The organism is Streptomyces sp. NPDC051315 (genome assembly GCF_044455165.1).
Taxonomy (GTDB): Bacteria; Actinomycetota; Actinomycetes; order Streptomycetales; family Streptomycetaceae; genus Streptomyces.
The window spans coordinates 572,272-598,315 of the sequence record NZ_JBITEN010000002.1 but is presented as its reverse complement, the minus strand read 5'-3'; the positions used below and the strand labels follow the sequence as shown (position 1 = coordinate 598,315).

27 protein-coding genes and 1 riboswitch are annotated in these 26,044 nt (G+C 73.0%); of the genes, 13 read left to right on the top strand and 14 right to left on the bottom strand.

What is annotated here, in order from left to right; genetic code table 11:
- Positions 1-1,281: an adenosylmethionine--8-amino-7-oxononanoate transaminase gene (locus tag ACIBBD_RS05710; protein WP_399418011.1), complete on the bottom strand. Its 1,281-nt coding sequence runs from the start codon at positions 1,279-1,281 to the stop codon at positions 1-3.
- Complete coding sequence (gene bioB, locus ACIBBD_RS05705) at positions 1,274-2,464, bottom strand: biotin synthase BioB (protein ID WP_399418010.1); 1,191 nt, start codon at positions 2,462-2,464, stop codon at positions 1,274-1,276. The genes ACIBBD_RS05710 and bioB overlap by 8 nt, the downstream gene beginning before the upstream one ends.
- A 148-nt stretch (positions 2,465-2,612) precedes the next feature.
- On the opposite strand from bioB, the gene ACIBBD_RS05700 reads away from it, so the two are divergent.
- Positions 2,613-3,740 carry an 8-amino-7-oxononanoate synthase gene (locus tag ACIBBD_RS05700; RefSeq protein ID WP_399418009.1) on the top strand — a complete coding sequence of 376 codons (1,128 nt, stop codon included), beginning with the start codon at positions 2,613-2,615 and terminating at the stop codon, positions 3,738-3,740.
- Between the two features lie 67 nt (positions 3,741-3,807).
- Here the strand turns inward: ACIBBD_RS05700 and ACIBBD_RS05695 are convergent, their stop codons facing one another.
- Both ACIBBD_RS05695 and ACIBBD_RS05690 read right to left on the bottom strand, forming a co-directional pair.
- Positions 3,808-4,050: a DUF397 domain-containing protein gene (locus tag ACIBBD_RS05695; RefSeq protein WP_399418008.1), complete on the bottom strand. Its 243-nt coding sequence runs from the start codon at positions 4,048-4,050 to the stop codon at positions 3,808-3,810.
- 9 nt (positions 4,051-4,059) lie between these two features.
- Positions 4,060-4,920: a helix-turn-helix domain-containing protein gene (locus ACIBBD_RS05690; protein WP_399418007.1), complete on the bottom strand. Its 861-nt coding sequence runs from the start codon at positions 4,918-4,920 to the stop codon at positions 4,060-4,062.
- 213 nt (positions 4,921-5,133) lie between these two features.
- Here ACIBBD_RS05690 and ACIBBD_RS05685 point away from each other — a divergent pair, with 213 nt between their 5' ends.
- Positions 5,134-5,592, top strand: coding sequence for an ATP-binding protein (locus ACIBBD_RS05685; RefSeq protein ID WP_399418006.1), 459 nt, complete (start codon positions 5,134-5,136; stop codon positions 5,590-5,592).
- 367 nt (positions 5,593-5,959) lie between these two features.
- Here ACIBBD_RS05685 and ACIBBD_RS05680 read toward each other — a convergent pair whose 3' ends face one another.
- The 3 genes from ACIBBD_RS05680 to ACIBBD_RS05670 form a co-directional block, all read right to left on the bottom strand.
- On the bottom strand, positions 5,960-6,433 hold the full coding sequence (locus ACIBBD_RS05680) for a C40 family peptidase (RefSeq protein ID WP_399418005.1): 474 nt from the start codon (positions 6,431-6,433) through the stop codon (positions 5,960-5,962).
- Positions 6,434-6,436: 3 nt separating this feature from the next.
- A riboswitch (cyclic di-AMP (ydaO/yuaA leader) is annotated at positions 6,437-6,638 on the bottom strand.
- 349 nt (positions 6,639-6,987) lie between these two features.
- Entirely contained in the window at positions 6,988-7,296 is a 309-nt protein-coding gene (locus ACIBBD_RS05675) for a hypothetical protein (protein WP_399418004.1), read from the bottom strand.
- Between the two features lie 7 nt (positions 7,297-7,303).
- Positions 7,304-7,939: an ATP-dependent Clp protease proteolytic subunit gene (locus tag ACIBBD_RS05670; RefSeq protein WP_399418003.1), complete on the bottom strand. Its 636-nt coding sequence runs from the start codon at positions 7,937-7,939 to the stop codon at positions 7,304-7,306.
- Positions 7,940-8,002: 63 nt separating this feature from the next.
- Between ACIBBD_RS05670 and ACIBBD_RS05665 the strand changes: the two genes are divergently transcribed.
- On the top strand, positions 8,003-8,281 hold the full coding sequence (locus ACIBBD_RS05665) for a type II toxin-antitoxin system Phd/YefM family antitoxin (protein ID WP_399418002.1): 279 nt from the start codon (positions 8,003-8,005) through the stop codon (positions 8,279-8,281).
- Between the two features lie 118 nt (positions 8,282-8,399).
- Here ACIBBD_RS05665 and ACIBBD_RS05660 read toward each other — a convergent pair whose 3' ends face one another.
- Positions 8,400-9,413, bottom strand: coding sequence for an ABC transporter permease (locus ACIBBD_RS05660; protein WP_399418001.1), 1,014 nt, complete (start codon positions 9,411-9,413; stop codon positions 8,400-8,402).
- A 165-nt stretch (positions 9,414-9,578) separates the two neighbouring features.
- On the opposite strand from ACIBBD_RS05660, the gene ACIBBD_RS05655 reads away from it, so the two are divergent.
- The 8 genes from ACIBBD_RS05655 (at position 9,579) to ACIBBD_RS05620 (ending at position 16,774) form a co-directional block, all read left to right on the top strand.
- Positions 9,579-10,226, top strand: coding sequence for a TetR/AcrR family transcriptional regulator (locus ACIBBD_RS05655; protein WP_399418000.1), 648 nt, complete (start codon positions 9,579-9,581; stop codon positions 10,224-10,226).
- 112 nt (positions 10,227-10,338) lie between these two features.
- Positions 10,339-10,641: an urease subunit gamma gene (locus ACIBBD_RS05650; protein WP_399417999.1), complete on the top strand. Its 303-nt coding sequence runs from the start codon at positions 10,339-10,341 to the stop codon at positions 10,639-10,641.
- An 11-nt stretch (positions 10,642-10,652) separates the two neighbouring features.
- Positions 10,653-10,964 carry an urease subunit beta gene (locus ACIBBD_RS05645; RefSeq protein WP_399417998.1) on the top strand — a complete coding sequence of 104 codons (312 nt, stop codon included), beginning with the start codon at positions 10,653-10,655 and terminating at the stop codon, positions 10,962-10,964.
- On the top strand, positions 10,957-12,678 hold the full coding sequence (locus tag ACIBBD_RS05640) for an urease subunit alpha (RefSeq protein WP_399417997.1): 1,722 nt from the start codon (positions 10,957-10,959) through the stop codon (positions 12,676-12,678). The genes ACIBBD_RS05645 and ACIBBD_RS05640 overlap by 8 nt, the downstream gene beginning before the upstream one ends.
- Positions 12,678-13,352 carry an urease accessory protein UreF gene (locus ACIBBD_RS05635; RefSeq protein WP_399417996.1) on the top strand — a complete coding sequence of 225 codons (675 nt, stop codon included), beginning with the start codon at positions 12,678-12,680 and terminating at the stop codon, positions 13,350-13,352. The genes ACIBBD_RS05640 and ACIBBD_RS05635 overlap by 1 nt, the downstream gene beginning before the upstream one ends.
- A 249-nt stretch (positions 13,353-13,601) precedes the next feature.
- Positions 13,602-14,279 carry an urease accessory protein UreG gene (gene ureG, locus ACIBBD_RS05630; protein ID WP_399417995.1) on the top strand — a complete coding sequence of 226 codons (678 nt, stop codon included), beginning with the start codon at positions 13,602-13,604 and terminating at the stop codon, positions 14,277-14,279.
- Position 14,280: 1 nt separating this feature from the next.
- Entirely contained in the window at positions 14,281-15,036 is a 756-nt protein-coding gene (locus ACIBBD_RS05625; protein ID WP_399417994.1) for an urease accessory protein UreD, read from the top strand.
- Between the two features lie 139 nt (positions 15,037-15,175).
- On the top strand, positions 15,176-16,774 hold the full coding sequence (locus ACIBBD_RS05620; protein ID WP_399417993.1) for an alpha/beta hydrolase: 1,599 nt from the start codon (positions 15,176-15,178) through the stop codon (positions 16,772-16,774).
- Between the two features lie 30 nt (positions 16,775-16,804).
- Here ACIBBD_RS05620 and ACIBBD_RS05615 read toward each other — a convergent pair whose 3' ends face one another.
- From ACIBBD_RS05615 to ACIBBD_RS05590, 6 genes are all read right to left on the bottom strand, one after another.
- Positions 16,805-17,566: a lysophospholipid acyltransferase family protein gene (locus ACIBBD_RS05615; protein WP_399417992.1), complete on the bottom strand. Its 762-nt coding sequence runs from the start codon at positions 17,564-17,566 to the stop codon at positions 16,805-16,807.
- Between the two features lie 148 nt (positions 17,567-17,714).
- Positions 17,715-18,959, bottom strand: coding sequence for a PP2C family protein-serine/threonine phosphatase (locus ACIBBD_RS05610; RefSeq protein WP_399417991.1), 1,245 nt, complete (start codon positions 18,957-18,959; stop codon positions 17,715-17,717).
- Positions 18,960-19,044: 85 nt separating this feature from the next.
- Positions 19,045-21,507, bottom strand: coding sequence for a SpoIIE family protein phosphatase (locus tag ACIBBD_RS05605; protein WP_399417990.1), 2,463 nt, complete (start codon positions 21,505-21,507; stop codon positions 19,045-19,047).
- A 514-nt stretch (positions 21,508-22,021) separates the two neighbouring features.
- The gene (gene rocD, locus ACIBBD_RS05600) at positions 22,022-23,248 is read right to left on the bottom strand and encodes an ornithine--oxo-acid transaminase (RefSeq protein WP_399417989.1); all 1,227 of its coding nucleotides are present in this window, start codon (positions 23,246-23,248) and stop codon (positions 22,022-22,024) included.
- Positions 23,245-24,057, bottom strand: a complete 813-nt coding sequence (gene ddaH / locus ACIBBD_RS05595; protein ID WP_399417988.1) for a dimethylargininase — start codon at positions 24,055-24,057, stop codon at positions 23,245-23,247. The genes rocD and ddaH overlap by 4 nt, the downstream gene beginning before the upstream one ends.
- A 125-nt stretch (positions 24,058-24,182) precedes the next feature.
- Complete coding sequence (locus tag ACIBBD_RS05590) at positions 24,183-24,686, bottom strand: Lrp/AsnC family transcriptional regulator (RefSeq protein ID WP_399417987.1); 504 nt, start codon at positions 24,684-24,686, stop codon at positions 24,183-24,185.
- 147 nt (positions 24,687-24,833) lie between these two features.
- On the opposite strand from ACIBBD_RS05590, the gene ACIBBD_RS05585 reads away from it, so the two are divergent.
- Together ACIBBD_RS05585 and ACIBBD_RS05580 are read left to right on the top strand one after the other, a co-directional pair.
- Positions 24,834-25,583 (top strand): LytR/AlgR family response regulator transcription factor, encoded by a 750-nt coding sequence (locus ACIBBD_RS05585; RefSeq protein ID WP_392003126.1) that lies wholly within the window; start codon positions 24,834-24,836, stop codon positions 25,581-25,583.
- On the top strand, positions 25,580-25,978 hold the full coding sequence (locus ACIBBD_RS05580; RefSeq protein ID WP_399417986.1) for a hypothetical protein: 399 nt from the start codon (positions 25,580-25,582) through the stop codon (positions 25,976-25,978). Before ACIBBD_RS05585 ends, ACIBBD_RS05580 begins: the two co-directional genes overlap by 4 nt.
- Positions 25,979-26,044 lie beyond the last annotated feature (66 nt).

The window sequence follows — 26,044 nt, the reverse complement described above, 5'->3', positions numbered from 1 at the left end:
TCATCCCTCCCGTGCCGCCGCGCACACCGCGCGTGCGATCCGTGCCACGTCCGCGTCGCCGGTGACGTACGGAGGCATCGTGTAGACGAGGTCGCGGAACGGCCGCAGCCACACGCCCTCCCGCACGGCGGCGTCCGTGGCGGCCTTCATGTCCACCGCGTGGCCCAGCTGGACGACCCCGATCGCGCCGAGCACCCGTACGTCCTTCACGCCCGGCACCTCACGCGCGGGAGCCAGTCCCTCGCGCAGCCCCGCCTCGATCCGCTTGACCTCCGCGAGCCAGTCCTGCCCGAGCAGGAGCTCGATCGAGGCGCAGGCGACGGCCGCCGCCAGCGGGTTGCCCATGAAGGTCGGCCCGTGCGCGAGGACCGGGACCTCGCCCCGCGAGATGCCGTCGGCCACCCGCGCCGTGCACAGGGTCGCCGCCATCGTCAGGTAGCCGCCGGTCAGCGCCTTGCCGACGCACATCACGTCCGGCGTCACCGCCGCGTGCCCGGCCGCGAACAGGGAGCCGGTGCGCCCGAACCCGGTCGCGATCTCGTCGAACACCAGCAGCACGTCGTGCGCGTCGCAGGCTTCGCGCAGCACCCGCAGATACGCCGGCGAGTGGAACCGCATCCCGCCCGCGCCCTGCACCACGGGCTCGACGATCACCGCGGCCAGCTCGTCGGCGTGCCGCTCGACCGCGGCGCGCAGCTGCTCCGCGTACGCCTCCTCGTAGGCGGCGGGGGGCGGGTCCACGAAGACCTGGCGGGGCAGCACCCCGGTCCACAGGTCGTGCATCCCGCCCTCGGGGTCGCACACCGACATCGGTTGCCAGGTGTCGCCGTGGTAGCCGCCGCGCCAGGTCAGCAGCCGGCGCTTGCCCGGACGGCCCAGCGAGCGCCAGTACTGGAGGCACATCTTGACCGCGACCTCGACCGACACCGACCCCGAGTCGGCGAGGAACACATGCTCCAGGCCGTCGGGCGACATGTCGACAAGGAGTTTCGCCAGTCGTACGGCGGGCTCGTGGGTGAGCCCGCCGAACATCACGTGGCTCATCCGTCCGAGCTGCTCGCGCGCGGCCTCGTTGAGCACCGGGTGGTTGTAGCCGTGGATCGCCGACCACCAGGACGACATGCCGTCCACCAGGTCGGCCGAACCGTCCGCCGGCCGCAGCCGCACCCCGCTCGCCGACTCCACGACGAGCGGCTCGACCCGGCCGGGCATCGGACCGTACGGATGCCACACATGCCGCCGGTCGAGGTCCAGCAGCTCGGACACGCTCAGCTCAGGCATTGGGCGCGAGGTCCGTCCCGGCACCCCGGCGGCGTACGGCGACCAGGTCCGTACGCGGCTCACCGGTGGGCGCGGCCGCGGCGGAACCACAGACACCGCCCCCCTCGTGCGATCCGCAGCCCGCGCTCTCGTGCGATCCGCACCCCGCGCTCTCGTGCGACCCGCAGCCCCCGCCGGCGGCCCGGTGCTCCGGCAGCGTCACCCGGTCCGCGCCCTCCACCTCGAAACCGGCGTCCGCGATCATCTCCAGGTCGGCCTTGCCCGCCTGGCCCTCGCTGGTCAGGTAGTCACCGAGGAAGATCGAGTTGGCCAGGTGCAGCGCGAGCGGCTGCATCGTGCGCAGATGGACCTCACGTCCGCCCGCGATCCGCACCTCCACGTCCGGGCACACGAACCGCACCATGGCCAGGATCCGCAGACACCGCTGCGGGGTGAGATGCCACTCCTTGGCCAGCGGGGTGCCCTCGAACGGGATCAGGAAGTTGACCGGAACCGAGTCGGGGTCCAGCTCGCGCAGCGCGAAGACCACGTCGACCAGGTCCTCGTCGCTCTCACCCATGCCCGCGATCAGACCCGAGCAGGCGGACAGCCCCGCCGCGTGCGCCTTCTGCACCGTGTCCACCCGGTCGGCGTACGTGTGCGTGGTCGTGATGTCCGCGTACGTCCCCTCGGACGTGTTCAGGTTGTGGTTGTAGGCGTCGGCGCCCGCCTCGCGCAGCCGCTCCGCCTGGCCGTCGGAGAGCAGGCCGAGGCAGGCGCACACCTCGACCTCCTCGTTCTGCTCCTTGATCGCCTTGATGGTCTCCGAGACCCGGTCCACGTCCCGGTCGGTCGGGCCGCGCCCGGACGCCACCAGACACACCCGCTTGGCACCGCCGGCCAGCCCCGCGGCCGCCGCCTGGGAGGCCTCGTCGGGCTTGAGCCAGGTGTACTTGAGGATCCCGGCCGTGGAGCCCAGCCGCTGGGAGCAGTAGGAGCAGTCCTCGGGGCACAGCCCCGACTTCAGGTTGACGAGATAGTTGAGTTTCACCCGTCGCCCGAACCAGTGCCGGCGCACCTTCCCGGCCGCGGCCACCACATCGAGCAGGTCGTCGTCGGACGTCGCGAGGACGGCCAGCGCTTCCTCGCGGGTCGGCAGCTCGCGCCGAAGCCCCTTGTCCACCAGCGTGTTCAGCAGGTCCATGAGAGCCGATCCTGTCCTACGGACCCGCTCCGGGCCAAGGTAGGGATCACACAACACACCCGGTTCGACGTGTGGGTATTGCCACACCATGGGTGGCCGGTCCTACGGCTAGTGTCTGTCCGCTACCTACAAAAGCCCCGGAGGAGCCATGGCGTTCGGCTGGATCGACGAACAGGCGGAGCTGCGCCGCCGTGCCGGACTGGTACGGACCCTGCGGCCCCGGCCGGCCGACTCGCCGCTCCTCGACCTCGCGAGCAACGACTACCTGGGCCTGGCCCACCACCCCGAGGTCACCGAGGGCGCGGCGCGGGCCGCCCGGACCTGGGGCGGGGGCGCGACCGGTTCCCGGCTCGTCACCGGCACCACCGAGCTGCACACCGAACTGGAGCGGGAACTGGCCGACTTCTGCGGCTTCGAGGCGGCCCTGGTCTTCTCCTCCGGCTACGCCGCCAACCTCGCCGCGGTCACCGCGCTGGCCCCGCACGGCTCCCTGATCGTCTCCGACGCGGGCAACCACGCCTCGCTCATCGACGGCTGCCGGCTGGCCCGCGGCACCACCCAGGTCGCCGCGCACGCCGACCCCGACGCGGTGCGCAAGGCGCTCGGCACCCACGACGGTCCGGCGGTGGCGGTCTCCGACACGGTCTTCTCGGTCGACGGCGACGCGGCCCCGCTGGCCGCCCTGGCCGGGGCGTGCCGGGACCACGGCGCCGGGCTGGTCGTCGACGACGCCCACGGGCTCGGCGTCCTCGGTGACGGCGGGCGCGGTGCCCCGCACGCGGCGGGGCTGGCCGGCGCCGAGGACGTCGTCGTCACGGTGACGCTGTCCAAGTCGCTCGGCAGCCAGGGCGGAGCCGTGCTCGGTCCCGCGCGCGTGATCGACCATCTGGTCAACGCGGCCCGGACGTTCATCTTCGACACGGGCCTCGCCCCGGCGGCGGCGGGCGCGGCCCTGGCGGCCTTGAGGCTGCTGCGCCGGGAGCCGGAACGCGCGGCACGCGCGCGTGCGGTGGCGGGTGAACTGCACGCGCGGCTGACGGCCGCGGGTCTGGAGGCGGTCCGTCCGGACGCCGCGGTCGTCTCCGTGCGTGCGCCGTCCCCGGAACAGGCCGTGCGCTGGGCGGCGGACTGCCGGGCGGCAGGCCTGGCCGTGGGCTGCTTCCGGCCTCCTTCCGTGCCCGACGGCATCTCGCGTCTGAGGCTGACCGCCCGCGCGGACCTCTCCGAGGCTCAGATCGAACGCGCTGTACTGGTGATCGACGGCGCACGGCCGTGAGTCGGCGTGACACGGTCGCGCACCGGCGTGACGGGTAGTCCCGTGGACGGGTGGGGAAGGACGGGGGTCAGCGGAGCGCGGCCGTGAAGCCCGTCCAGCTCTCGGGGGAGAAGAGCAGGGCGGGTCCGGCCGGGTTCTTGGAGTCGCGTACGGCGAGCAGACCGGCCCATGGTCCGGTGGCCGGACGGGCCGTCTCGACGCAGTTGTTGGCTCCCGTGCTGTAGCTGCTGCGCAGCCACCGCAGACCCTGCGGATGGCGGCGGTCGTGCAGGTCGGTGCTGGAGGGAACGTTCCGAGGCAGTGCGGTCATGGTGCCTCCCTACGCGCCGTCAGCTGTCGCGGCGAGGTAGTCCAGTGTGTCTTCGGGGGAAAGGGCGTGCGTCCGAAGGGCGTCGAAGGCCTCGGTGTAGGCCTGGAGGTCTTCTTTCCGTTCGAGGTAGAGGCTACTCGTCAAGTGGTCGAGAACAACCACATCCAGATCAGAAGTGCTCGAAAATGAGAAGATAACGAAAGGCCCGGTGACGCCGATGTGCGCCCCGGCGCTGAACGGCAGTACCTGGAGCCTCACTTGGGGCAGCCGTGCCGCCTCCACCAACCGCTCCAGCTGCCTCGCCATGACCTCGGGGCCGCCCACCTCCCGCCGCAGCACCGCCTCGTCCAGCACCGCGTTCAACTCCAGGGGCGGCCGGGTGCGCAGCACGTCCTGCCGGGCCAGCCGCACCTCCACCAGCGTGTCCAACTGCTCCTCGCCGGCGCCCTCGAGGGCGGCCCGGGTCACCGCCCGCGCGTACTCGGGCGTCTGCAGCAGCCCCGGGACCACGGTCGTCTCCAGCGTGCGCATCGCGCTCGCCTGCGACTCCAGGCTGATGAAGTCCCGGTAGGCGGGCGGCAGCACCCCGCGGTAGGCGTGCACCCAGTGGTCCCGTCCGCCGCTGTCGGCCGACCCGGCCAACGCCAGCATCAGTTCGCGCAGTTGGGGATCGCCCACGCCGTAGGCGTCGAGGAGTAACCGCACATCGGCCGGTTTCGTACCGCTGGTGCCGGTCTCGATCCGGCTCACCTTCGACTGGTGCCAGCCCACGAGTCGGGCCGCCTCACCACTGGTGAGTCCCAGGCGGGCACGTAAGGCCCGCAGTTCGGCCCCCAGTTTCCGGCGGCGTACCGCGGGACCGTGCTGCATCGGAGTCTCCTTACTCCTCCCGAGCCGTCCACATACGCTCTGCCCTGGCAGAGTTCACCGCATCGGGCGACAGATATATGCATACCTTGGTGGATCGCCACCCGTGACGGGCGCGGTGATGGCAGTCTGGCGACGAAGCACCAGTCCGGGACCGTACTCGAACCATCCGCACCGTGTCGGACTCCGGTCCCGTGGGAAAGGGACGAGGTCGCCATGGCAGACCACCTGGAAGCATCCGTCACTCTGCCGAGCGATCCTGCCTCGGTGTCCACGGCCCGCGCGTTCGTGCTGACCACGTTGGGGGAGTGGGGCCTTCCGGCGGAGACGGAGGCGGCCGACACCATCCGTCTCATCGTCTCCGAGCTCGCCACCAACGCCGTCCAGCACACCTTCGGGCAGTCCCCCACCTTCACGGTGGACCTGGTGCTCGAACGCGACGAACAACTGCGCCTGGGCGTGACCGACAGCCACCCGCGCTTCCCCAGACGGCTGCCGGCCGCCGTCCAGCAGGACAACGGCCGGGGCATGGTGATCATCCGCTGGCTGACCGCGGAGTGCGGCGGCAGACTACGGGTCCGCCCCACTCGCGAGGGCGGCAAGACGGTCCTGATCGAACTGCCGTGGACGGCTCCGGTGGAACCGGTGCCGGCAGCGGGTCAGCAGGAGCCGTGACCGGCGGGGGCGGGGGCGACGCCGTCGGGGCCGCTCGGCCGGTGGCCGCGCACCGGGTCACGCGAGCCGCTCGGCGCGGGGCCGGGCCGCTCACCCGGGGCGCGGCCGACCGTATGGGCCCGCGACCGTGCCGGTCCGCGTGACGGTGCCGGCCCACGTGGTGGAGCCGGTCCACGTGACCGCAGCGGTCCGCGGGACCGCCGCGTGCCGGCGACCGGGCGCATACGGCCCCCGGACGGGAGGCGCGCGTCAGAGGGCCGCTGACGGCCCTGAGGGGGCCGTCCTTCCCCGAACCGCCACCGCGGGGCCGGGGGCGGATCTCCGGGGCGGTGGCGGCGCGTCAGGACGCCGCCACCACCCCGGAGGGTCACTTGACCCGGCCGTACCAGACGCTCTTGGTCCAGATCTTCTGCAGCCGCACCACGTCGCCGGTCTTCGGCGAGTGCCAGATCTTGCCCTTACCGGCGTAGATGCCGACGTGGTACACGTTCGACCCCGAGTGGAAGAACACGAGGTCGCCGGCCTTGCGGTTGCTCGCCGAGATGTGCTTGGTCTTGTTGTACTGCTGGGCCGCCGTACGCGGCAGCTTCTTGCCCGCCTTCTTGAACGAGTACAGCGTGAGCCCCGAGCAGTCGAACCTGTTCGGCCCAGTGGCGCCGTACTTGTAGGGGGAGCCCTTCTTGGAAGCCGCGACCTGGAGTGCCTTCTTCGCGGGCGTGGCGGCCGCGGCGTCGGAGGCGACACCCGGGACCACGATCGAGCCGCCCACGGCGGCGATGGCGAAGGCCGAGGCCGTACCGGCACGGGCCATGAGCGACGGGACACGATTGAGCGCAGTCATGCGCAACCCTTCGTCAGCCGCCTGTGAAGGATGACCTGTCGGATTCGGGCTGACAAAGTTGCCCGGCCGCTGCTGCGGCTTCACCCCAAGGGCTGCTCGGCCCGGTCATGGCGTGACCGTTCCGGCGACCCGTCGTGCTTGGGTCCTCCACTCCTGCCGATGCACTTCTGTCGACCGGTCATCCGGGCGGCGGCAGGACTCGGCGTCCGCCCGGACCGCCCCGCCGCTTGTGGCGGGGGCTTGTCGTCAGACAGGGATCTTGGCGCACCGATGTCCGAAAATCCCAACGCAACCGGGGATTTGTGGGGTTACTCACCACTCACCCGTTCGGGTGGACACCCTGATGGCCGGTCAGGTGTCAAGACGACGAAATGCCCCCGGACCAGCACTGGAACCCCTCCTTCCGCCCTTTCGGCCCCTCATTCGCGCAACCGCTGTGGGCTGGAAAAAGCAGCCACGGATACGCCGAACGTGGGTACGTCTTCTGGGTCGTTTCGACTCCGGTGCGGACGTCACGCTCTCGGCGAACACGGCCGGGTCCGGACGCCGATGCGTCAACTGTCGGGGAGTGGAGGCACCGTGACGCGCGCTGTGCGGCGCTCCCCGTCGAGGACGCGCAGCGCCCGCGCGAGGGTCGGCGCGTGCAGTTCGCTCTCGCCCCGCTGGTGCATCAGCGTCAGCGCGTCCCGCAGCGCGGTCGCCCGGCCGACCAGTGCCTGGGCCGCGCGCAGTCCGCGGTAGGTGTCGCCGTGGTGGGCGGGGTTGATCCGGCCGAGCAGGTCGACCACCTCCAGGTAACGGTCGATCAGCTCGGCCTCGGCCCGGGTCAGCGCGGGCAGCGGCGGCAGCTCGGGAGGCAGCATCGGCGGCTCACCTCGCGCCCGGCGCGTCGCCGGCGTCCCTGCGGCCCGGGACGATCCGGTCCGCCAGCCCGTACGCCACGGCCTCCCGCGCGTCGAGGACGCGGTCCCGCTCGATGTCCGCGCGCACCTGCTCCGGACGGCGCCCGGTGTGCCGTACGAGCATCTCCTCCAGCAGCGCGCGGACGCGGGTCAGTTCCTGGGCCTGGATCGCCAGGTCACCGGCCTGGCCCTGGACCGGCTCGGGCAGGGCCGGCTGGCGGATGACGACACGCGCGCCCGGCAGGACGTACCGCTTGCCCGGCGTGCCGGCGGCCAGCAGGACGGCGGCGGACGTGCCGGCCTGGCCCAGGCAGACGGTCTCCACGTCGCACGTGAGGAAGCGGAGCGTGTCGTAGACGGCCGACATCGCGCTGAACGAGCCGCCGGGGGAGTTGATGTACAGCGAGATGTCCCGGTCCGGGTCCTTGTGCTCGAGGTACATGAACTGGGCCGTCACGTCGTTCGCCGACGTGTCGTCGATCGGTGTCCCGAGCAGGACGATCCGCTCCTCGAGCAGCTTGGAGTAGGGATCCAGCGTCCGGTGCCCGGAACTCGTGCGCTCCGTGAACTCGGGCAGGACATGGCGGGCGGACGGTCGGGTCATGGGAACCCCTCCTTCGACGTCTGTAAAAAATGTACAGGATGTACGTGACGTTAGAATGGGGTCATGGCCTACGAGATTCCGGTGACGCAAGCCAGGGCTGAGCTCGCCGACCTGATCAACCGGGTGGTGTACGGCGGTGAGCGCGTCGTGGTGACGCGGCACGGCAAGCCCCTCGTCGCCCTCGTCTCCGCCGCCGACCTGGAGCGGCTCGACGCGCTCGACGCCCCGGCCGAGGAGCAGGTGATCAGCTCGGTGTCGGCGGTCCGGGAGGTCGCCTCCGCTCCCCGCGAACGGCAGCGGTTCGGCATCGCGGCGGAGCACCGGGGGCCGAACCCCTCCTGAGGCGCAGCCGCCGCCCCGCGCCCACGCCCGTGCCGCGGACGACGCCCTCCTGACGCCGAACACGAGACCGTGCGCCCCCGCGGGGGCGCACGGTCGGCCGGGTGGCGGGCGGGTCAGGTCAGCCGGCGAGCGCGGGCTCCCGCTCGGCAGCCGGATCGGCGCCCTTGCCGCGTGCCTTCATCGCGTCGCCCAGCAGCACCGCGCCGAGCCCCAGCGCCGCCCACCAGGTGAGGGTCAGGGCGGGACCGGTCGCCGCCGCGCCGTCGAAGAACGACACCGAGCGCAGCAGCGTCGTCCCCGCACCCGGCGGCAGCCACTGGCCGATCACGCCGGCCGGCTCGGGCAGCATCTGCGGGGCCGAGGCCGCCCCGGAGAACGGGTTGCCCAGGAACATCACCGTGAAGGCCATCAGTCCGAGGCCCGCCGGGCCGATCAGCGCGGCGCACCCGGCCACGGCCGCGCTCACCGCCAGCGTCGACAGGCCGAGCGTCGCGGCTTCGGCCCACCAGTCACCGGTGAGCACCCCGAGCCAGCTGTGCGCGAGCGCCACCGCGACCATGCCCACCAGGGCGGCCGCGCCGGCCAGCGCCATCGCGGCGCGGAGTCCGCGCAGGCCGAGCAGGGTCACCACGGAGCCCGCGGCGATGCCGGCCAGCGCCAGAGGCAGCACGCTCGCGTTCAGGGCCGCGCCCCGCGGGTCCTTCGCCGGGGCGGCGACGACGTCCACGGTCCGCACCTCGGTGCCCTCGGCGGCGGCCCGCTCCGCCACCGCCTGCTGCAACAGCTGGGCGGCGACCGGGCTCGCGGCCGAGGCGGTGAGCAGTTCGGGGCCCCGGGCGGTGACGACCACGGCGCCGTATACGGTCCGGTCCTCGATCGCGGCGCGGGCGGCGGCCTCGTCGTCGTAGTGATGGATCTCGAAGGCGCCCTCGCGCTGCCGCAGCCGCTCGTCCAGCTGCGCGGTCGCGGCGGCCGGGCCTGCCACGCCGATCGGCAGGTCGCGGGGCGCGGTGCGGGCCGCGGGCCAGGCGAACGCCCACAGGGCGAGCGCCGCGAGGACGGGGACGAGGACGACGACCGCGAGCACGCGCCGGGCGGGGGCCCTGGTGGAGGCGGCGGGAGCGGTGGACATGGTGTGTCTCCTCTGGATCTTCCCGTTCGGCGGGATCCGGCCCTTCCCTCTCGCGGGATCCGCCGGGCGGTTAAAAAGAAGGATCGTTCGTTTTAGTTGTGTCACCACCGTGCGCCCGTCGGGCGGCCCTTGTCAAGAAGGAACGTTCGTTTTAGGTTGTGGACCATGGCACGCGTATCCCAGGCCCACCTCGACGCCCGCCGTCGGCAGATCCTCGACGCCGCCGCGCTCTGCTTCGCCCGCAACGGCTTCCACGCCACCTCGATGCAGGACGTGCTGAAGGAGGCCGACCTCTCGGCCGGGGCGGTCTACCGCTACTTCAGCGGCAAGGAGGAACTGATCACCGCGATCGTCTCGGAGGTGCTGGGCGAGGTCCGCGCGGCCTTCGAGGCGGCCGCCCGGCAGAGTCCTCCCCCCTCGCCCGACGTCCTCGTGCCCTCCGTCCTCGGCCGGACCCTCGGGCTGCGCGAGTCACTCACCCTCGACGGCGTTCCCGCCTTCCCGCGTCTGGTCGTCCAGGTGTGGTCGGAGATCCCGCGCAACGAGGAACTGGCGGCCGTCCTGCGCGAGGGATACGGCTCGGTGCGCGCGGCCTGGGGCCGCATCGTCGAGGCCTACCAGGAAGCCGGGACGATGCGGTCGGACATCCCGCCCGACCACGTGGCCCGCACGATGATCGCCGCGGTCCTGGGCTTCATCGCCCAGCAGTCCCTGTTCGGACCCACCCCGGTGGAAATCCTGCGCGACGGTCTGCGCGCGTTGATGAGCGTGCCGTGCGAGGACCCGCAGGCCTCCGGATCACAGCTTGGTTAACGTGCTCGAAATGCACTCCAATTAGCCTGCCCCTCCACGCCACCAGGGTCTTTTCCCGGTGGCCGCGGCAGCCGGGTCCCGCACGGCCCGGAGCGAGGATGTGAGGTGGGACGTGCAACTGACCCCGCACGAGCAGGAGAGGCTGCTGATCCATGTGGCGGCCGACGTCGCCGAGAAGCGCCGGGCCCGCGGGCTCAGGCTCAACCACCCCGAGGCGGTCGCGCTCATCACGTCGCACATCCTCGAGGGCGCCCGGGACGGCCGTACCGTCGCCGAGCTGATGTCCTCCGGGCGCGGGCTGCTCACCCGGGACGACGTGATGGAGGGCGTGCCCGAGATGATCCACGACGTCCAGGTCGAGGCGACCTTCCCGGACGGCACCAAGCTCGTCACCGTCCACGACCCGATCGTCTGACGGGGGCCTCGATGATTCCCGGAGAGATCCTCTTCGCCGAGGACCCGATCGTCTGCAACGAGGGCCGCGAGGTCACCCGGCTCACCGTCCTCAACGCCGCCGACCGGCCCGTCCAGGTCGGCTCCCACTACCACTTCGCCGAAGCCAACCCCGGTCTGGAGTTCGACCGCGCCGCGGCGCGCGGCAAGCGGCTGAACGTCGCCGCCGGCACGGCCGTGCGCTTCGAGCCCGGGATCCCCGTGGACGTCGAACTCGTACCCCTCACCGGCGCCCGTGTGGTGCCCGGTCTGCGCGGGGAGACCGGAGGTGCCCTCGATGCCTGAGATCTCGCGTGCCGCATACGCCGATCTGTTCGGCCCGACCACGGGCGACCGGGTCCGGCTCGCCGACACCGACCTGATCGTCGAGATCGAGGAGGATCGTTCCGGCGGTCCGGGTCTCGCCGGGGACGAGGCGGTGTTCGGCGGCGGCAAGGTCATCCGGGAGTCCATGGGGCAGGCGCGCTCCACACGCGCGGAGGGCACGCCCGACACCGTCATCACCGGCGCCGTCATCGTGGACCACTGGGGCATCGTCAAGGCCGACATCGGCATCCGCGACGGCCGGATCACCGGCATCGGCAAGGCGGGCAACCCGGACACCATGGACGGGGTGCACCCCGACCTGGTGATCGGCCCGGAGACCGAGGTCATCGCCGGCAACGGCCGGATCGTCACCGCCGGCGCCATCGACGCGCACGTCCACTTCATCTGCCCGCAGATCGCCGACGAGGCGCTGTCGGCGGGCGTCACCACGCTGGTCGGCGGCGGCACCGGGCCGGCCGAGGGCTCCAAGGCGACGACCGTGACGCCCGGCCCGTGGCACCTGGCGCGCATGCTGGAGGCGATGGAGCAGTACCCGCTGAACGTCGGGTTCCTCGGCAAGGGCAACACCGTCTCGCACGAGGCGATGCTCTCGCAGATCCGTGGCGGCGCGCTGGGCCTGAAACTGCACGAGGACTGGGGGTCCACCCCGGCCGTCATCGACGCCTCGCTGACCGTGGCCGACCGGACCGGCATTCAGGTCGCCATCCACACGGACACCCTCAACGAGGCCGGATTCGTGGGCGACACGCTCGCCGCGATCGCCGGACGCGGCATCCACGCGTACCACACCGAGGGCGCGGGCGGCGGGCACGCGCCGGACATCATGACCGTCGTCTCCGAGCCGCACGTGCTGCCGAGCTCGACCAACCCGACGCGGCCCTTCACCGTCAACACCGCCGAGGAACACCTCGACATGCTGATGGTGTGCCATCACCTCAACCCGGCGGTGCCGGAGGACCTGGCGTTCGCCGAGTCCCGGATCCGGCCCTCGACGATCGGCGCGGAGGACATCCTCCACGACCTCGGCGCCATCTCGATCATCTCCTCCGACGCGCAGGCCATGGGCCGGGTCGGCGAGGTGATCCTGCGGACCTGGCAGACCGCGCACGTGATGAAGCGACGGCGGGGCGCGCTGCCGGGGGACGGCCGCGCCGACAACCACCGCGTCCGCCGGTACGTCGCCAAGTACACGATCAACCCGGCGCTCGCGCAGGGGCTGGCCCGGGAGATCGGCTCCGTCGAGAGCGGCAAGCTCGCCGACCTCGTCCTGTGGGAACCGGCGTTCTTCGGCGTCAAGCCGCTCCTCGTCATCAAGGGCGGGCAGATCGCCTACGCGCAGATGGGCGACGCCAACGCCTCCATCCCCACCCCGCAGCCGGTCCTGCCGCGTCCGATGTACGGGGCGATCGGGCGGGCGCCGGCCGCCAACTCCTTCAACTTCGTGGCGCCGCTCGCGATCGAGGACGGACTGCCGGAGCGGTTGCAGCTCGGCAAGAGGTTCGTCGCCATCGAGTCCACGCGGGGGGTCACCAAGGCGGACATGCGGGAGAACGACGCCCGGCCGCGGGTCGAGGTCGACCCCGACAGCTTCGCCGTGCACATCGACGGGGAACTCGTCGAGGCGACACCGGCGGCCGAACTGCCCATGGCCCAGCGTTACTTCCTGTTCTGATGGCCGGGGCAGCGCTTCTCGTCCTGGCCGACGGCCGCTTTCCCGCCGGGGGGCACGCGCACTCCGGCGGGGCGGAGGAGGCCGTCAAGGCCGGCCGGATCACCGGGGCGGCGAGCCTGGAGGACTTCTGCCGGGGCCGGTTGCACACGGCGGGGCTGGTGGCGGCGGCGCTGGCCGCGGCCGCCGCGGCGGGGGCCGACCCGTCGCGACTCGACGCGGCGGCCGACGCGCGGACGCCGTCGCCCGCGCTGCGGGTGGTGGCGCGCAAGCTGGGCCGCCAGTTGATGCGGGCCGCCCGGGCGACCTGGCCGAGCGACGAACTGGACGCACTGGCACGGGAGTTCCCCAAGGGCGCTCATCAGCCGGTGGTGCTGGGGCTGGCCGCCCGGGCGGCCGGACTGGGACCCGAGGACGCGGCGTACTGCGCGGCGTACGAGAGCGTGAGCGGGCCGTCGACGGCGGTGGTGCGGCTGCTGAGCCTGGACCCGTTCGACGCCACGGCGGTGCTGGGCCGGCTGGCGCCGGAGATGGACCGGGTGGTGGACCGGGCGGTCGCGTCGGGGCGGGCGGTGCCGGCCGTCGGGGTCGACGCGCTTCCGGCGGCCTCGGCGCCGTTGCTGGAGATCGGGGCGGAGGTGCACGCGGGGTGGCCGGTGCGGCTGTTCGCGTCGTGAGGCGGTGTCGCCGCCCTCACCCTTCCCGTCCCCAGGGGCTCCGCCCCCTCGCCCCCGCCCGGGGGCTGCCGTCCCCTCGGCCCCCGCATCGGCCCTGAACGGGCCTCGTCCTCAGACGCCGGACGGGCTTCTGCCCGGCCGGTGTCCGTCAGCCGCCGGAGGCGGCCGCCGTCGGCGGGTGAATCGCCCGACCGGCACTCGTCAGCCGCCGTCGGCGGGCTGGTAGTACCTGGCCAGAAGGAGTCGCACATGCACCTCGATCACTCCCACGACACCGCCCCGGCCCTCAGTGCCGACGCCCGTCGCCCCGACGGGGCCCGGCGCGCGCTGCGCATCGGGCTCGGTGGGCCCGTGGGCTCCGGGAAGACGGCCACCGTGGCGGCCCTGTGCCGGGCACTGCGGGAGGAACTGTCCCTCGCCGTCGTCACCAATGACATCTACACGCGCGAGGACGCCGAGTTCCTCCTCCGGGAGGCCGTGCTGCCGCCCGAGCGGATCACGGCCGTCGAGACGGGCGCCTGCCCGCACACCGCCATCCGGGACGACATCTCCGCCAACCTCGAAGCGGTGGAGGACCTGGAGGACGAGGTCGGGCCGCTCGATCTCATCCTCGTCGAGTCCGGTGGGGACAATCTCACCGCCACCTTCTCCAAGGGGCTCGTGGACGCGCAGATCTTCGTCATCGACGTGGCCGGCGGGGACGACATCCCGCGCAAGGGCGGGCCGGGGGTCACCACCGCCGACCTGCTGATCGTCAACAAGACCGACCTCGCGCCGTACGTCGGATCCGACCTCGCCCGGATGGCCGCCGACGCCAAGGCGCAGCGCGCCGAACTGCCCGTCGTCTTCCAGTCGCTGCGCAGCGAGAGCGGCGTGCGGGACGTCGCCGCGTGGGTGCGGGCGCAGCTCGCCGCGTGGGTGGCGTGACATGAACGGGGTGCACGCCACCGCGCGGATCCGGGCGCGCGCGGACGGGCGCGGGGGGACCTCCCTGCCCGTTCTCGACAGTGACGGACCCCTCGCGCTGCGGCGGACCCGGGGCGGCGACGGCGGCCAGGCACGGGTCGTGCTCGTCGGCGCGATGAGCGGACCCCTCGGCGGCGACCGCTTCGCCGTCGAGACGGCCGTCGGGAGCGGCGCCCGGCTGCGCCTGGGTTCGGCCGCCGCCACCATCGCCCTGCCGGGCCAGATCAAGGACGAGGCCCACTACGACGTCCGGATCGACGTCGCCGACGGCGGTGAACTGCACTGGCTTCCCGAGCCGTTGATCTCGGCCAAGGGCAGTGACCTGTACGTCACCACCCGCGTCGACCTCGCTCCCGGCGCACGGCTCGTGCTGCGTGAGGAGCAGGTGCTCGGGCGGGCGGGGGAGGAGCCCGGGCGCCTGACCAGCCGCCTCGCCGTGCGGGTCGGCGGACGGGCCGTGCTCGACCAGGAGTTGTCCTGCGGGCCGGGCGCTCCCGCCGGCTGGGACGGGCCCGCGGTTCTCGGGGGACACCGCGCCCTCGGGCAACTGGTCATCGCGCGGCCGGAGTTCGGTGACCGACCGGTGACCGCGCGGGTTCTCGGTGACAAGGCCTCGCTCGTGCCGCTCGCCGGGCCGGCCGCCCTGGTGACCGCCGTCGCGCCGGACGGGCTGCGGCTGCGGCGCGTGCTGGACGAGGCCCTCGCGTCCCTGGCCTGATCCGCCCCTCCATCCGGTCAGCGGTACCGGCTTCCCCGGTTATCGGATTGGCAAAGAAGGCCAACGGGGCCTGTTCTCAGCAACCTCACAGCGGCAAGGATCCCCGTACCAGTCGGAACTGTGTACGGAGGGGCCCCACTTGAGGGACATACGATCGAACAGGCGGACGGCTGCGCTCGGCTCGGCCGGTGTGCTCGTCACCGCCACGCTGATAGCCGGGGCGGTCACCGCCCCCACGGCGAGCGCCACCAGCGGCCGGGCGGGGCAGGACCGGGAGATGCGGGGTGCCGCGATCGCCGCGGAGCGCGCCGCGAAGGCCGGGATCGACTGGCAGGACTGTCCCGCCGACTGGGGCCTGGAGAAGCCGATCCAGTGCGGTTGGGTCACCGTGCCGCTCGACTACGCCAAGCCCGACGGCAAGCAGATCAAGCTCGCCGTCGACCGCATCGGCAACACGGGCACGAAGGAGGAGCGTCAGGGTGCGCTCGTCTACAACCCCGGTGGCCCCGGCGGCTCCGGCCTGCGCTTCCCGCGCCGCGTGACCACCAAGGCCCCCGTCTGGGCCAACGTCGCCAAGGCCTACGACTTCGTGGGCTTCGACCCGCGCGGCGTCGGCAAGTCCGCGCCGATCTCCTGCGTCGACCCGCAGGAGTTCGTCAAGGCGCCCAAGGCCGACCCGGTCCCGGACACCGAGGCCGACAAGCTCGCCCAGCGCAAGCTCGCCCGCGCGTACGCGCAGGGCTGCTACGAGCGCAGCGGCGAGATGCTGCCGCACATGACCACGCCGAACACCGTGCGAGACCTCGACGTCATCCGCGCCGCCCTCGGCGAGAAGAAGCTGAACTTCCTCGGCGTCTCCTACGGCACCTACATCGGCGCCGTCTACGGCACCCTCTTCCCGGGCCACGTGCGCCGCATGGTCGTCGACAGCGTGGTCAACCCCTCCCGCGAGAAGATCTGGTACGAGGCCAACCTCGACCAGGACGTCGCCTTCGAGGGCCGCTGGAAGGACTGGCAGGACTGGGTCGCCGCCAACGACGCCACCTTCCACCTCGGCACCACCCGCGCCGCCGTCCAGGCCAAGTGGCTCGAGCTGCGCGCCACCGCCAAGAAGAACCCCATCGGCGGGGTCGTCGGCCCGGCCGAGCTGATCTCCTTCTTCCAGAGCGCCCCGTACTACGACTCCTCGTGGGTCCCGGTCGCCACCGTCTTCAGCAAGTACGTCGCCGGTGACACCCAGGCCCTCGTCGACGCCGCCGCCCCCGACCTGACGGACACCGCCGGCAACGCCGCCTCCGAGAACGGCAACGCGGTCTACACGGCCGTCGAGTGCGCCGACGCCAAGTGGCCCACCAGCTGGCGGAAGTGGGACCGCGACAACACGCGGCTGCACCGGGACCACCCGTTCATGACCTGGGCCAACGCCTGGATGAACCTGCCGTGCGCCACCTGGCCGGTCAAGCAGCAGACCCCGGTGAACGTCAAGAGCCACAAGGACCTGCCGCCGGTGCTGATCGTGCAGGCCGAGCGGGACGCGGCAACCCCCTACGGGGGCGCCGTCGAACTGCATCAGCGCTTCAAGGGCTCACGCCTGATCACCGAGAAGGACGCGGGCTCCCACGGCGTCACCAGCCTGGTCAACTCCTGCGTCAACACGAGGGTGGACGCCTACCTCCTCACCGGCGGGCTCGACACCGCGGACGTGACCTGCGCCCCGCACGCCACGCCCAAGCCGTAACCACCGCCACCACGACGAGGGGCGGCCGGATCACACCGGCCGCCCCTCGCCCGTACCGTCCGTCCGGCCTCGACTCAGCGGCAGGCGGGGGAACCTGCGCGCCTTCTCCCGGGCCGCCTCCTCCTCCGCCTTGACCACGGCCGCGTACTGGTCGACGTACTCCTGCTCCGACAGCGTCAGGATCGCGTACATGATCTCGTCGGTGATCGCGCGCAGGACCGCCTTCTCGTTCTCCATGCCCGCGTAGCGGGAGAAGTCGAGGGGCTCGCCGAAGCGGATGACGACGGGGCGGAGGCGGGGGATCACCTTGCCGGGCGGCTGCGCCTCGAAGGTGCCGATCATCGCGCAGGGGACCACCGGCACACCGGCCTTCAGGGCCATCACCGCGACACCGACCTTGCCCTTGTAGAGGCGGCCGTCGTGCGAGCGGGTGCCCTCCGGGTAGATGCCGAGCAGCTCGTCCTTGCTCAGCACGCCGAGGCCCTCGCGGATCGCGGCCTGACCGGCCTCCTTGCCGGAGCGGTCGACCGGGATCTGCCCGGCGCTGCGGAAGAAGGCCGCGGTCAGCCGGCCCTTGATGCCGGGCCCCGTGAAGTACTCGGCCTTCGCCAGGAAAGTGATGCGCCGCTTGAGGACCGCCGGCATCAGGAAGTGGTCCGAGAACGACAGGTGGTTGCCCGCGACGATCGCCGCGCCGGACGCCGGAACGTGCTCGAGTCCCTCGATTCGGGGCCGGAACAGCAGGCGCAGCAGCGGTCCCAGCACCACGTACTTCAGGAGGTAGTAGAACAAGGCTTCGCTCCTCAGTCCGGCGGTCCGGCGGGGCCGCCGTGTCCCGGCAGGTCAACCGGCATGTGTGGGCTGCCAGTGTAGGCGGGGGCGGGTGCGGCCGGTACCCGGCCGCCTGACGGTCTGTCACCCGCCCGGGCGCCTCTCGTCCTCACAGCCGCACGATGACGAGCGCCGTGTCGTCGGTGGCGCCTCCGGGAGGCAGCAGTTCCAGCAGCACGGCGTCGGCGAGGGTCTCGGGGTCCGCCGACCGGTGGCGGGAGAGGGCGTCGGCGAGGCGGGCCAGGCCGGTGTCGATGTCCTCGTGGCGGCGTTCCACCAGGCCGTCCGTGTACAGCGTGAGGATCGCCCCGCTGTCGTAGGTGGTGACCGCCTGCGGCCGCGGGACCGGGTCCGGGCGGGCGTCGAGCGGGGTGTCGGTGGCCCGGTCGAGGAACTCGACCCGGCCGTCGGCGTGCACCAGCACGGGCGGGGGGTGCCCGGCGCTGCTGTACGTGATGGTCCGGTGGTCGCAGTCGATGAACGTGGTGACCGCGGTGGCCGATTCGGCGCCGTCCACGACGTGCGCGTACCGCCCGAGGACGTTCAGGGCCTCGGCAGGCCCCTTGGCGACCCTGGAGGCGGCGCTGAGCGCGCTGCGCAGCTGCCCCATCACCCCCGCGGCCGCCAGGCCGTGCCCGACGACGTCGCCGACCGACACGCCGATGCGGTTGCCGCCGACGAGGTCGACCAGGTCGTACCAGTCCCCGCACACGTTGAGCGCGCCGGCCGCGGGCCGGTAGCGCACGGCGGCACGGTGGTGCCCGACCTGCCGCCGGGCGGGCAGCATCGCCTCCTGGAGGGCGAGGGCCACCTCGCGTTCGCGGGCGTGCGCCAGTCGCAGGCGTTCGTTGAGCTCCTGGAGTTCACGGGCGCGCGTGTACAGCTCGGCCTCCAGCATCCGGGGCTGGCTCCCCTCCCCGTCCCTGGTCCGGCTGGTCCCGCGGGCCCGGATCAGCTCGGTGACCTCCTCGACGCGGTGCACCACCAGGACCACCGAGCCGTCCGGTCCGTGCACCGGAGCGTTGACCGGGCTCCAGTAGCGCTCCTCCCACTCGCCGGGCCGTTCGGGTGACTCGAGGTCGTAGCGCTGGAGGGCCATGGCGTCGCGCTCGCCGGTGGCCAGCACCCGCTGGAGGGAGGCCTCCAGGTTGCGCACGCCGTTGGCCGAGGGGTTGTGCGGGTTGTCCGGGAAGACCTCGACGAGGGCGCGGCCGACCACCTGCTCGCGGCTGCGCCCCGCGCCGCGCAGGAACTCCTCGTTGGCGTCGGCGAACTCCAGGTCGGGGGTCAGCAGGGCCACCATGCCGGGCAGGGCCCGGAACACCGCCGCGTAGTCGATCGCCGTGTCTTTCATGACCCATGCCCCATCCGACCGCGTGCCCCATATGACGATATTGCGCCATTTTCTCATGGGGGTGACGAGGGAGGCGGCGGTCGCGTCACACCTCGGGACCGGACAGCGACTGCTCGGCCCAGATGATCTTCCCGTCGGGGACGAAGCGGGTGCCCCACCGCCGGGTGACCTGCGAGACGAGCAGCAGCCCCCGCCCGCCCTCGTCCGTGGTGCGCGGATGGCGCAGGTGGGGGGCGGTGGCGCCGCCGTCGTGGACCTCGCAGACGAGGGCGCGCTCGCGGATCAGGCGCAGCCGGACGGGGCCGGTGGCGTAGCGGATGGCGTTGGTGACGAGTTCGCTCACCACCAGCTCGGTGGTGAACGACAGCTCCGTGAGGCCCCAGTCGGCCAGTCGGCGGCTCGCGGCCTTGCGGGCCTCGGCGACCGCGGCCGGGTCGGCGGGCAGCTCCCACTGCGCCACCCGGTCGGGGGAGAGCCGGCGGGTGCGCGCCATCAGCAGGGCCACGTCGTCGTGCGGACGGTCCGGCACGAGGGTGTCGATCACCGTCCGGCAGCGCAGTTCGAGCGAGGGCGCCTGCCGCTCCAGGGCCCGGCGCAGCCGCTCCCGGTCGGTGTCGAGCGCCCACTCCTCACCGTGGGCCAGCAGACCGTCCGTGTGCAGCGCGATGGTGGTGTCCGGCGGCAGCCGCAGCTCGGTCGACTCGAACGGCGGCCCGCCCGCGCCCAGGGGCGACCCCTGCGGCAGGTCGACGAAGCTGACCGTGCCGTCGGGCAGGACGATCGCCGGGGCCGGGTGCCCGGCGGCGGCCATCGCGCACCGCCCGTCGACGGGGTCGTACACGACGTACAGGCACCCGGATCCCACGGCCTCCGTGCCGTCCGCCACGGTGTCCGTGCCGTCCACCACCACCTCGGGACCGGCGCCCTCCTCGCGGGCCGTACGGGCGACCAGGTCGTCGAGGTGGGCGAGGACCTCCTCCGGCGGGAGGTCCAGGGCGGCGAGCGTACGGACGGCGGTCCGCAGCCGTCCCATGGCCGCGGCGGCGTCGATGCCGTGCCCCGGCACCTCGCCCACGACCAGCGCCACCCGGCCGCCCGACAGGGGGATCAGGTCGTACCAGTCGCCGCCCAGGCCGGTCAGCGCGTCGGCCGGCCGGTAGCAGGCGGCCACCTCGACGGCGTCCTGCTCGGGCAGCCGGTGGGGGAGCAGACTGCGCTGGAGCACCAGCGCCGCGTCCCGCTCGCGGGTGTAGCGGCGGGCGTTGTCCACGCAGACGGCCGCCCGCGAGACCAGGTCCTCGGCCAGCGCGACGTCGTCCTCACCGAAGGGCTCCTGGGCCGGGCGGCGCACGAACGTCGTGACGCCCAGGGTGGTGCCCCGCGCCCGGACCGGCACGACCAGCACGCTGGGCGGCCCGACGTGCTCCTCGCCGAGGGTGGGCAGGGCCGGCCGCCATTCCCCGGCGTCCGGTCCGAGTCGCTCCACGCGCCAGGCCCGTCCGGTGGCCAGACAGCCGACGGGGGGCGAGCCGGCCGGGAAGGTGACCACGGGCGGGTCGGCGTCGGCCGCGGCTTCGGGACCCCCCGCCGGCCGCCGGCCGACCCGCCGCAGCGCCACGGCCCCGCCCTCGCCGTGCGCCACGGCGGGCTCCGCGCCCCGCAGCACCGCCTCCAGCAGGTCCACGGCGACGGCGTCGGCGAAGCCGGACACCGCCACGTCGGCGAGTTCCTGAGCGGTTCGCGCGATGTCCAGGCTGCGACCGATGCGCCGGCCGGCCCGGTCCAGCAGGGCGAGGCGCTGCCGGGCACGATGACGGTCGGTGATGTCCATGACGGTGTAGTAGACGCCCATCGGGCGGCCGTGTTCGTCGTCGAGACGGGTGAACGACAGCATGTGCGCCGTCTCCTGGTGCGGCGCGGCCCGGACCCGCCCGACGTGCTCGTAGCCGACGACGGTCTCGCCGCTCTCCAGCACGTGCCGCATCTGGGCCTCCACCGCGTCCGCGTCCAGGCCCGGCTGCACGTCCGCGAACCGCAGGCCCAGCCGGTCCTCGGGCGGACCGCCGCCGAACCGGCTCAGGGCCGTGTTCGACCACACGAAGCGCAGGTCCGTGTCCACGATGGCGATGCCGATCGGCGAGTCGCCCACCATCTGCTCCAGCACGGTGCGGCTCATGCTCCAGCCGGGGGCGTCACCCCTGTCGTTGAGCAGCACCAGCCAGCGTGCCGGGCCGCCGGGCTCGTCCGCCGAGGTGATCCGGGCCATGACCGGAACCGGCTGCCCGTCCCTGCGGCGGGCCGACAACAGCCCCGCCCACCCGCCGTCCCGGCGGCACCGCTCGAGCACGCCCGGCACCCGCCCGCTGTCGCCGTGGGCCAGCAGCCCGGCCAGGTCCTTCCCGACCGCCTCCGCGGCCGGATACCCGAGCAGCCGCTCGGCGTCCCTGGTCCAGCCCGTCACCACACCCCGCGCGTCGAGCAGCAGGGGCGCGGCATCCGCCACGTCGAACCGCCGGCGGGCAACGCCGTCCTCGTCCTGTCTGCCCACGGTCGACCTCTCTGTCGCTGAGAGTGGTCTACCACCACTTGCCTCCATCTTCACCCTGCCGCAGCCCCGATGTGTGCGATGCGGCACCCTCCGGGGACAGGCGGGCCGGGCGCGGCGCCGGCCGGGCCCCGAGCCGAACCGACGAGAACGACCCATCGGCGTCCGCTGCCGCGCCGGGGCGACGCCGCGGGCGGGGAGGGGACGGCGGCGGGACGAGGAACCGGCCGGGGCGGGGAGCCGGCCGGGCCCAGGACGGCCGGCTGTGGTGACCACCCGGGCCGGGGACGGCGGGCCGCGGCGACCACCCGGCACCCCCGGCACCGGCCGGCCGGCCCTGGAACCGCGGACCGCCCTCCCCCGCCGTGCCCCAAAACCGCGGCGCCCCGGCCGGCTCAGAACCGCGGACCACGTCCAACCCCCGTGCCCGGCGCCCGAGCCGCCCCCTCTCAGCCCCCGCCGGCTGCCCGACCTCGGTCCCCGGCGCTCAGCCCCGTCCGCCCTCGGCCCCCGGTCCTCAGCCCTCGTTCCCCAGCACCTTCTCCAGGGCGCCCAGCGCCGACACCAGCTCTTCCTCGGTGATGGTCAGTGGCGGGGCCAGCCGGATCGTCGAGCCGTGGGTGTCCTTCACCAGCACCCCCTCGGCCAGCAGCCGCTCCCCGATCTCCCGCCCGGTGCCGACCGACGGGTCCACGTCGACCCCCGCCCACAGCCCGCGCGAGCGGAAGCCGACGACACCCTTGCCGACCAGCCCCGTCAGACCGTCCCGCAGGACGACGCCCAGCTCGGCCGCCCGCCGCTGGAACTCTCCCGTCTCCAGCAGCTCCACCACCGCCGTGCCGACCGCCGCCGCCAGCGGGTTCCCGCCGAACGTCGACCCGTGCTCACCCGGCCGCAGAACCGACAGCACCTCCCGCCGGGCGACGACCGCCGACACCGGCACGATGCCGCCGCCGAGCGCCTTGCCCAGCAGCAGCACGTCGGGCACGACCCCCTCGTGCTCCACGGCCAGCGTGCGGCCCGTGCGGCCCAGGCCCGACTGGATCTCGTCCGCGACGAAGAGGCAGCCCCGGCGGCGGGTCAGTTCACGCACGCCCGCCAGATAGCCGTCGTCGGGGATGACGACGCCCGCCTCGCCCTGGATCGGCTCGATCAGTACCGCGGCCGTCGTCTCGTCGACCGCCGCCTCCAGGGCCGCCAGGTCGTTGTACGGCACGATCCGGAAGCCCGGCGTGAACGGGCCGAAGCCCTGCCGCGCCGTCTCGTCCGTCGAGAAGCTCACGATCGTCGTCGTACGGCCGTGGAAGTTGTCCGCCGCCACCACGATCGTCGCCCGGTCGGCCGGGACGCCCTTCACCTCGTACGCCCACTTGCGGGCCACCTTGATGCCGCTCTCGACCGCCTCCGCGCCCGTGTTCATCGGCAGCACCATGTCCAGGCCGGTCAGCTCCGCGAGCCGCTCGGCGAACTCGGCGAGCCGGTCGTTGTGGAAGGCGCGGGAGGTGAGGGTCAGGCGGTCCAGCTGGCGGTGGGCGGCCTCGACCAGCGCGGGATGCCGGTGGCCGAAGTTCAGGGCCGAGTAGCCGGCCAGCATGTCGAGGTAGCGGCGCCCCTCGACGTCCTCCACCCAGGCGCCCTCGGCGCTCGCGACGACCACGGGCAGCGGATGGTAGTTGTGCGCGAGGACGGGCTCCTCGGCCCGGATCAGGTCGGCGGAGGTACGCGTACGAGCGGGTGCGGTCATGAACGGATCTCCTGGGTGCAGCACTTGATGCCCCCGCCGGCCTTCTGGAACTCGGACAGGTCGACGGGGACGGGGACATAGCCGCGGTCGGCCAGGCGTGCGGCGAGCGCCTCCGCCCGGGGGGCGATGAAGACGTGACGGCCGTCGGAGACGGAGTTGAGCCCGAACGCCAGCGCGTCCTCCCGGGTCGCCAGGACCGCGTCCGGGTACAGACGCGCCAGCACCTCCCGGCTGCCCGGCGAGAACGCCTCGGGGTAGTACGCGACGTTCTCGTCGTCCAGGACGAACAACGCCGTGTCCAGGTGGTAGAAGTGCGGGTCCACCAGCGTCAGGCTGATCACCGGGTGGCCGAAGAACTCCTGCACCTCGCGGTGCGCCTCCCGGGTCGTACGGAACCCGCTGCCGGCCAGCACGTACCGGCCGGTCCACACCAGGTCGCCCTCGCCCTCACAGACGGACTCGGGCCGGTGGACGTCGTAGCCCGCCGCCTTGAACCAGGTGTCGTAGTGCACGGACTCGGGGCGCCGCTGCGGCGCGTGGAAGAGGGAGCCGAAGACGCGGCCGTCCACGACGACCGCCGAGTTGGCGGCGAAGACCATGTCGGGGAGGCCGGGGGCCGGCTCCACGGCGTCGACGGTGTGGCCGTGGGCGCGGTAGGCGCGGATCAGCGACTGCCACTGCTCCTGCGCGAGGTCGACGTCGACGGGGGTGTCGGGATGCATCCAGGGATTGATCGCGTACTGAACGGCGAAGTGTCTGGGTTCACAGACCAGGAAGCGCCGGGAGCGCGGCACACGGCTGACGGACACAGAGGGGTTCCTCCGCTTTTCCTGCGGTGTCGACAGGGGGTGACATCACGGTAGAAAGCGACAGGGACGCTCGACAAGGAACCATCGCTGCGTGTCCGCGCAGGATCGCTGCGTAGTTTCGTCGCTCAGCGCACGTCTGCTGCGCCCTCGGGAGCCGCATGGGTGGCCCCCGCCTCCGGGCTCTCCGGCAGCAGGTGCGAGAGCACCATCACGCTGATCGTCTTCCGGATGAACGGCTCGACCCGGATCCGTTCCAGCACCTCCTCGAAGTGCTCCACGTCCCGCGCCCGCACGTGCAGCAACGCGTCCGCACCGCCCGTCACCGTCATCGCCGCGGTGATCTCCGGATGGTTGCGCACCACCTCCGCGAGCCGCCGCGGCGGCGCCGCGCCCTCGCAGTACACCTCCACGTACGCCTCCGTGCGCCAGCCCAGCGCCGCCGGTTTCACCGTGGCCGTGAACCCGGTGATCACCCCGCTGTCCCGCAGCCGGTCCACCCGCCGCTTGACCGCCGTCGCGGACAACCCGATCGACGAGCCGATCTCGGCGAAGCTGGTCCGGGCGTTCGCCATCAGCGCGGTGAGGATCTTCCGGTCGAGTTCGTCGAACGGCGGCGGCGTGCTGTGCATGGCGGCACTGTATCCAGCGGGTCCCCGCACATCGCCTCCGGCGGCTGTCCGCGCATCGGCTCCAGCGGGCGCCTGCCCCTTCGCTCCCGGGGTACCTGCACATCCGCACATGTCCAGCCGCCCGGATCGCCCCTACACTCCACGTTCATGCTGCGCGCCCTCGCCGTCGACGACGAACGCCCCTCGCTGGAGGAGCTGCTGTACCTGCTCACCGCGGATCCCCGGATCGGGAGCGTGGAGGGCGCCGGTGACGCGACCGAGGCGCTGCGCCGGATCAACCGCGCCCTGGAGTCCGGCCCCGAGGGCCCGGAGGCCATCGACGTCGTCTTCCTCGACATCCAGATGCCCGGCCTCGACGGACTCGACCTGGCCCGGCTGCTCACCGGCTTCGCCCGGCCGCCCCTGGTCGTCTTCGTCACCGCCCACGAGGACTTCGCCGTCCAGGCCTTCGACCTCAAGGCCGTCGACTACGTCCTCAAACCCGTCCGCAAGGAACGCCTCGCGGAGGCCGTGCGCCGGGCCGCCGAGCTGCGCGGCACGGCACCCCGCATCCCGGTCCACGAGCCCGATCCCGACCAGATACCCGTCGAGCTCGGCGGGGTGACCCGGTTCGTCGCCGTCGACGACATCACCCACGTCGAGGCCCAGGGCGACTACGCCCGCCTGCACACCGACCGCGGCAGCCACCTCGTACGGATCCCGCTCTCCACCCTGGAGGAGCGCTGGCGCGCCCGCGGCTTCGTCCGCATCCACCGCCGCCACCTGGTCGCCCTGCGCCACATAGGAGAACTCCGCCTCGACGCGGGCACGGTCAGCGTCCTGGTCGGTGGCGAGGAACTCCAGGTCAGCCGCCGCCACGCCCGCGAACTGCGGGACCTGCTGATGAGGAGGCCGTGACGGTGCCGCACCAGGACCCCGCCGAGCGCCGCGTCGTCGTCACCGGCCCGCCCCGCCGCACCCACCCCCGGCTTCGCTCGCGCGGGCGGTACCCCCTTGCCTCGGGCTACTACCGCCCGCGCGCCGAGATCGACGAGCAGACCACCCTCGGCCACACCTACGTCCGCTCCCTCATGCGCACCCAGCTGCGCGCCGCCCTCACCGTGGTCGCCGTCCTGGCCCTCCTCATCGGCCCCCTGCCCCTGCTGTTCGCGGCGATGCCCGACGCCCGCCCCCTGGAATGGGCGGTCCTCGGCTTCGGCCTCTACGTCCCGCTCGTCCTGCTCGCCCGCTGGTACGTCCGCCGCGCCGAACGCAACGAACGCGACCTCGTACGTCTGGTCGAGGACCGATGAACGCCGAGGACCGAAGAAGGCCAGGGAGCGACGGAGCCGACGACCGATGAAGCCCGACGACCTATG

What these genes read in the sequence shown, in the direction of transcription:
- ACIBBD_RS05710 (WP_399418011.1), bottom strand. Translation starts at nt 1,281, where the DNA reads ATGCCTGAGCTGAGCGTGTCCGAGCTGCTGGACCTCGACCGGCGGCAT.
- bioB (WP_399418010.1), bottom strand. Translation starts at nt 2,464, where the DNA reads ATGGACCTGCTGAACACGCTGGTGGACAAGGGGCTTCGGCGCGAGCTG.
- ACIBBD_RS05700 (WP_399418009.1), top strand. Translation starts at nt 2,613, where the DNA reads ATGGCGTTCGGCTGGATCGACGAACAGGCGGAGCTGCGCCGCCGTGCC.
- ACIBBD_RS05695 (WP_399418008.1), bottom strand. Translation starts at nt 4,050, where the DNA reads ATGACCGCACTGCCTCGGAACGTTCCCTCCAGCACCGACCTGCACGAC.
- ACIBBD_RS05690 (WP_399418007.1), bottom strand. Translation starts at nt 4,920, where the DNA reads ATGCAGCACGGTCCCGCGGTACGCCGCCGGAAACTGGGGGCCGAACTG.
- ACIBBD_RS05685 (WP_399418006.1), top strand. Translation starts at nt 5,134, where the DNA reads ATGGCAGACCACCTGGAAGCATCCGTCACTCTGCCGAGCGATCCTGCC.
- ACIBBD_RS05680 (WP_399418005.1), bottom strand. Translation starts at nt 6,433, where the DNA reads ATGACTGCGCTCAATCGTGTCCCGTCGCTCATGGCCCGTGCCGGTACG.
- ACIBBD_RS05675 (WP_399418004.1), bottom strand. Translation starts at nt 7,296, where the DNA reads ATGCTGCCTCCCGAGCTGCCGCCGCTGCCCGCGCTGACCCGGGCCGAG.
- ACIBBD_RS05670 (WP_399418003.1), bottom strand. Translation starts at nt 7,939, where the DNA reads ATGACCCGACCGTCCGCCCGCCATGTCCTGCCCGAGTTCACGGAGCGC.
- ACIBBD_RS05665 (WP_399418002.1), top strand. Translation starts at nt 8,003, where the DNA reads ATGGCCTACGAGATTCCGGTGACGCAAGCCAGGGCTGAGCTCGCCGAC.
- ACIBBD_RS05660 (WP_399418001.1), bottom strand. Translation starts at nt 9,413, where the DNA reads ATGTCCACCGCTCCCGCCGCCTCCACCAGGGCCCCCGCCCGGCGCGTG.
- ACIBBD_RS05655 (WP_399418000.1), top strand. Translation starts at nt 9,579, where the DNA reads ATGGCACGCGTATCCCAGGCCCACCTCGACGCCCGCCGTCGGCAGATC.
- ACIBBD_RS05645 (WP_399417998.1), top strand. Translation starts at nt 10,653, where the DNA reads ATGATTCCCGGAGAGATCCTCTTCGCCGAGGACCCGATCGTCTGCAAC.
- ACIBBD_RS05640 (WP_399417997.1), top strand. Translation starts at nt 10,957, where the DNA reads ATGCCTGAGATCTCGCGTGCCGCATACGCCGATCTGTTCGGCCCGACC.
- ACIBBD_RS05635 (WP_399417996.1), top strand. Translation starts at nt 12,678, where the DNA reads ATGGCCGGGGCAGCGCTTCTCGTCCTGGCCGACGGCCGCTTTCCCGCC.
- ureG (WP_399417995.1), top strand. Translation starts at nt 13,602, where the DNA reads ATGCACCTCGATCACTCCCACGACACCGCCCCGGCCCTCAGTGCCGAC.
- ACIBBD_RS05625 (WP_399417994.1), top strand. Translation starts at nt 14,281, where the DNA reads ATGAACGGGGTGCACGCCACCGCGCGGATCCGGGCGCGCGCGGACGGG.
- ACIBBD_RS05610 (WP_399417991.1), bottom strand. Translation starts at nt 18,959, where the DNA reads ATGAAAGACACGGCGATCGACTACGCGGCGGTGTTCCGGGCCCTGCCC.
- rocD (WP_399417989.1), bottom strand. Translation starts at nt 23,248, where the DNA reads ATGACCGCACCCGCTCGTACGCGTACCTCCGCCGACCTGATCCGGGCC.
- ACIBBD_RS05590 (WP_399417987.1), bottom strand. Translation starts at nt 24,686, where the DNA reads ATGCACAGCACGCCGCCGCCGTTCGACGAACTCGACCGGAAGATCCTC.
- ACIBBD_RS05585 (WP_392003126.1), top strand. Translation starts at nt 24,834, where the DNA reads ATGCTGCGCGCCCTCGCCGTCGACGACGAACGCCCCTCGCTGGAGGAG.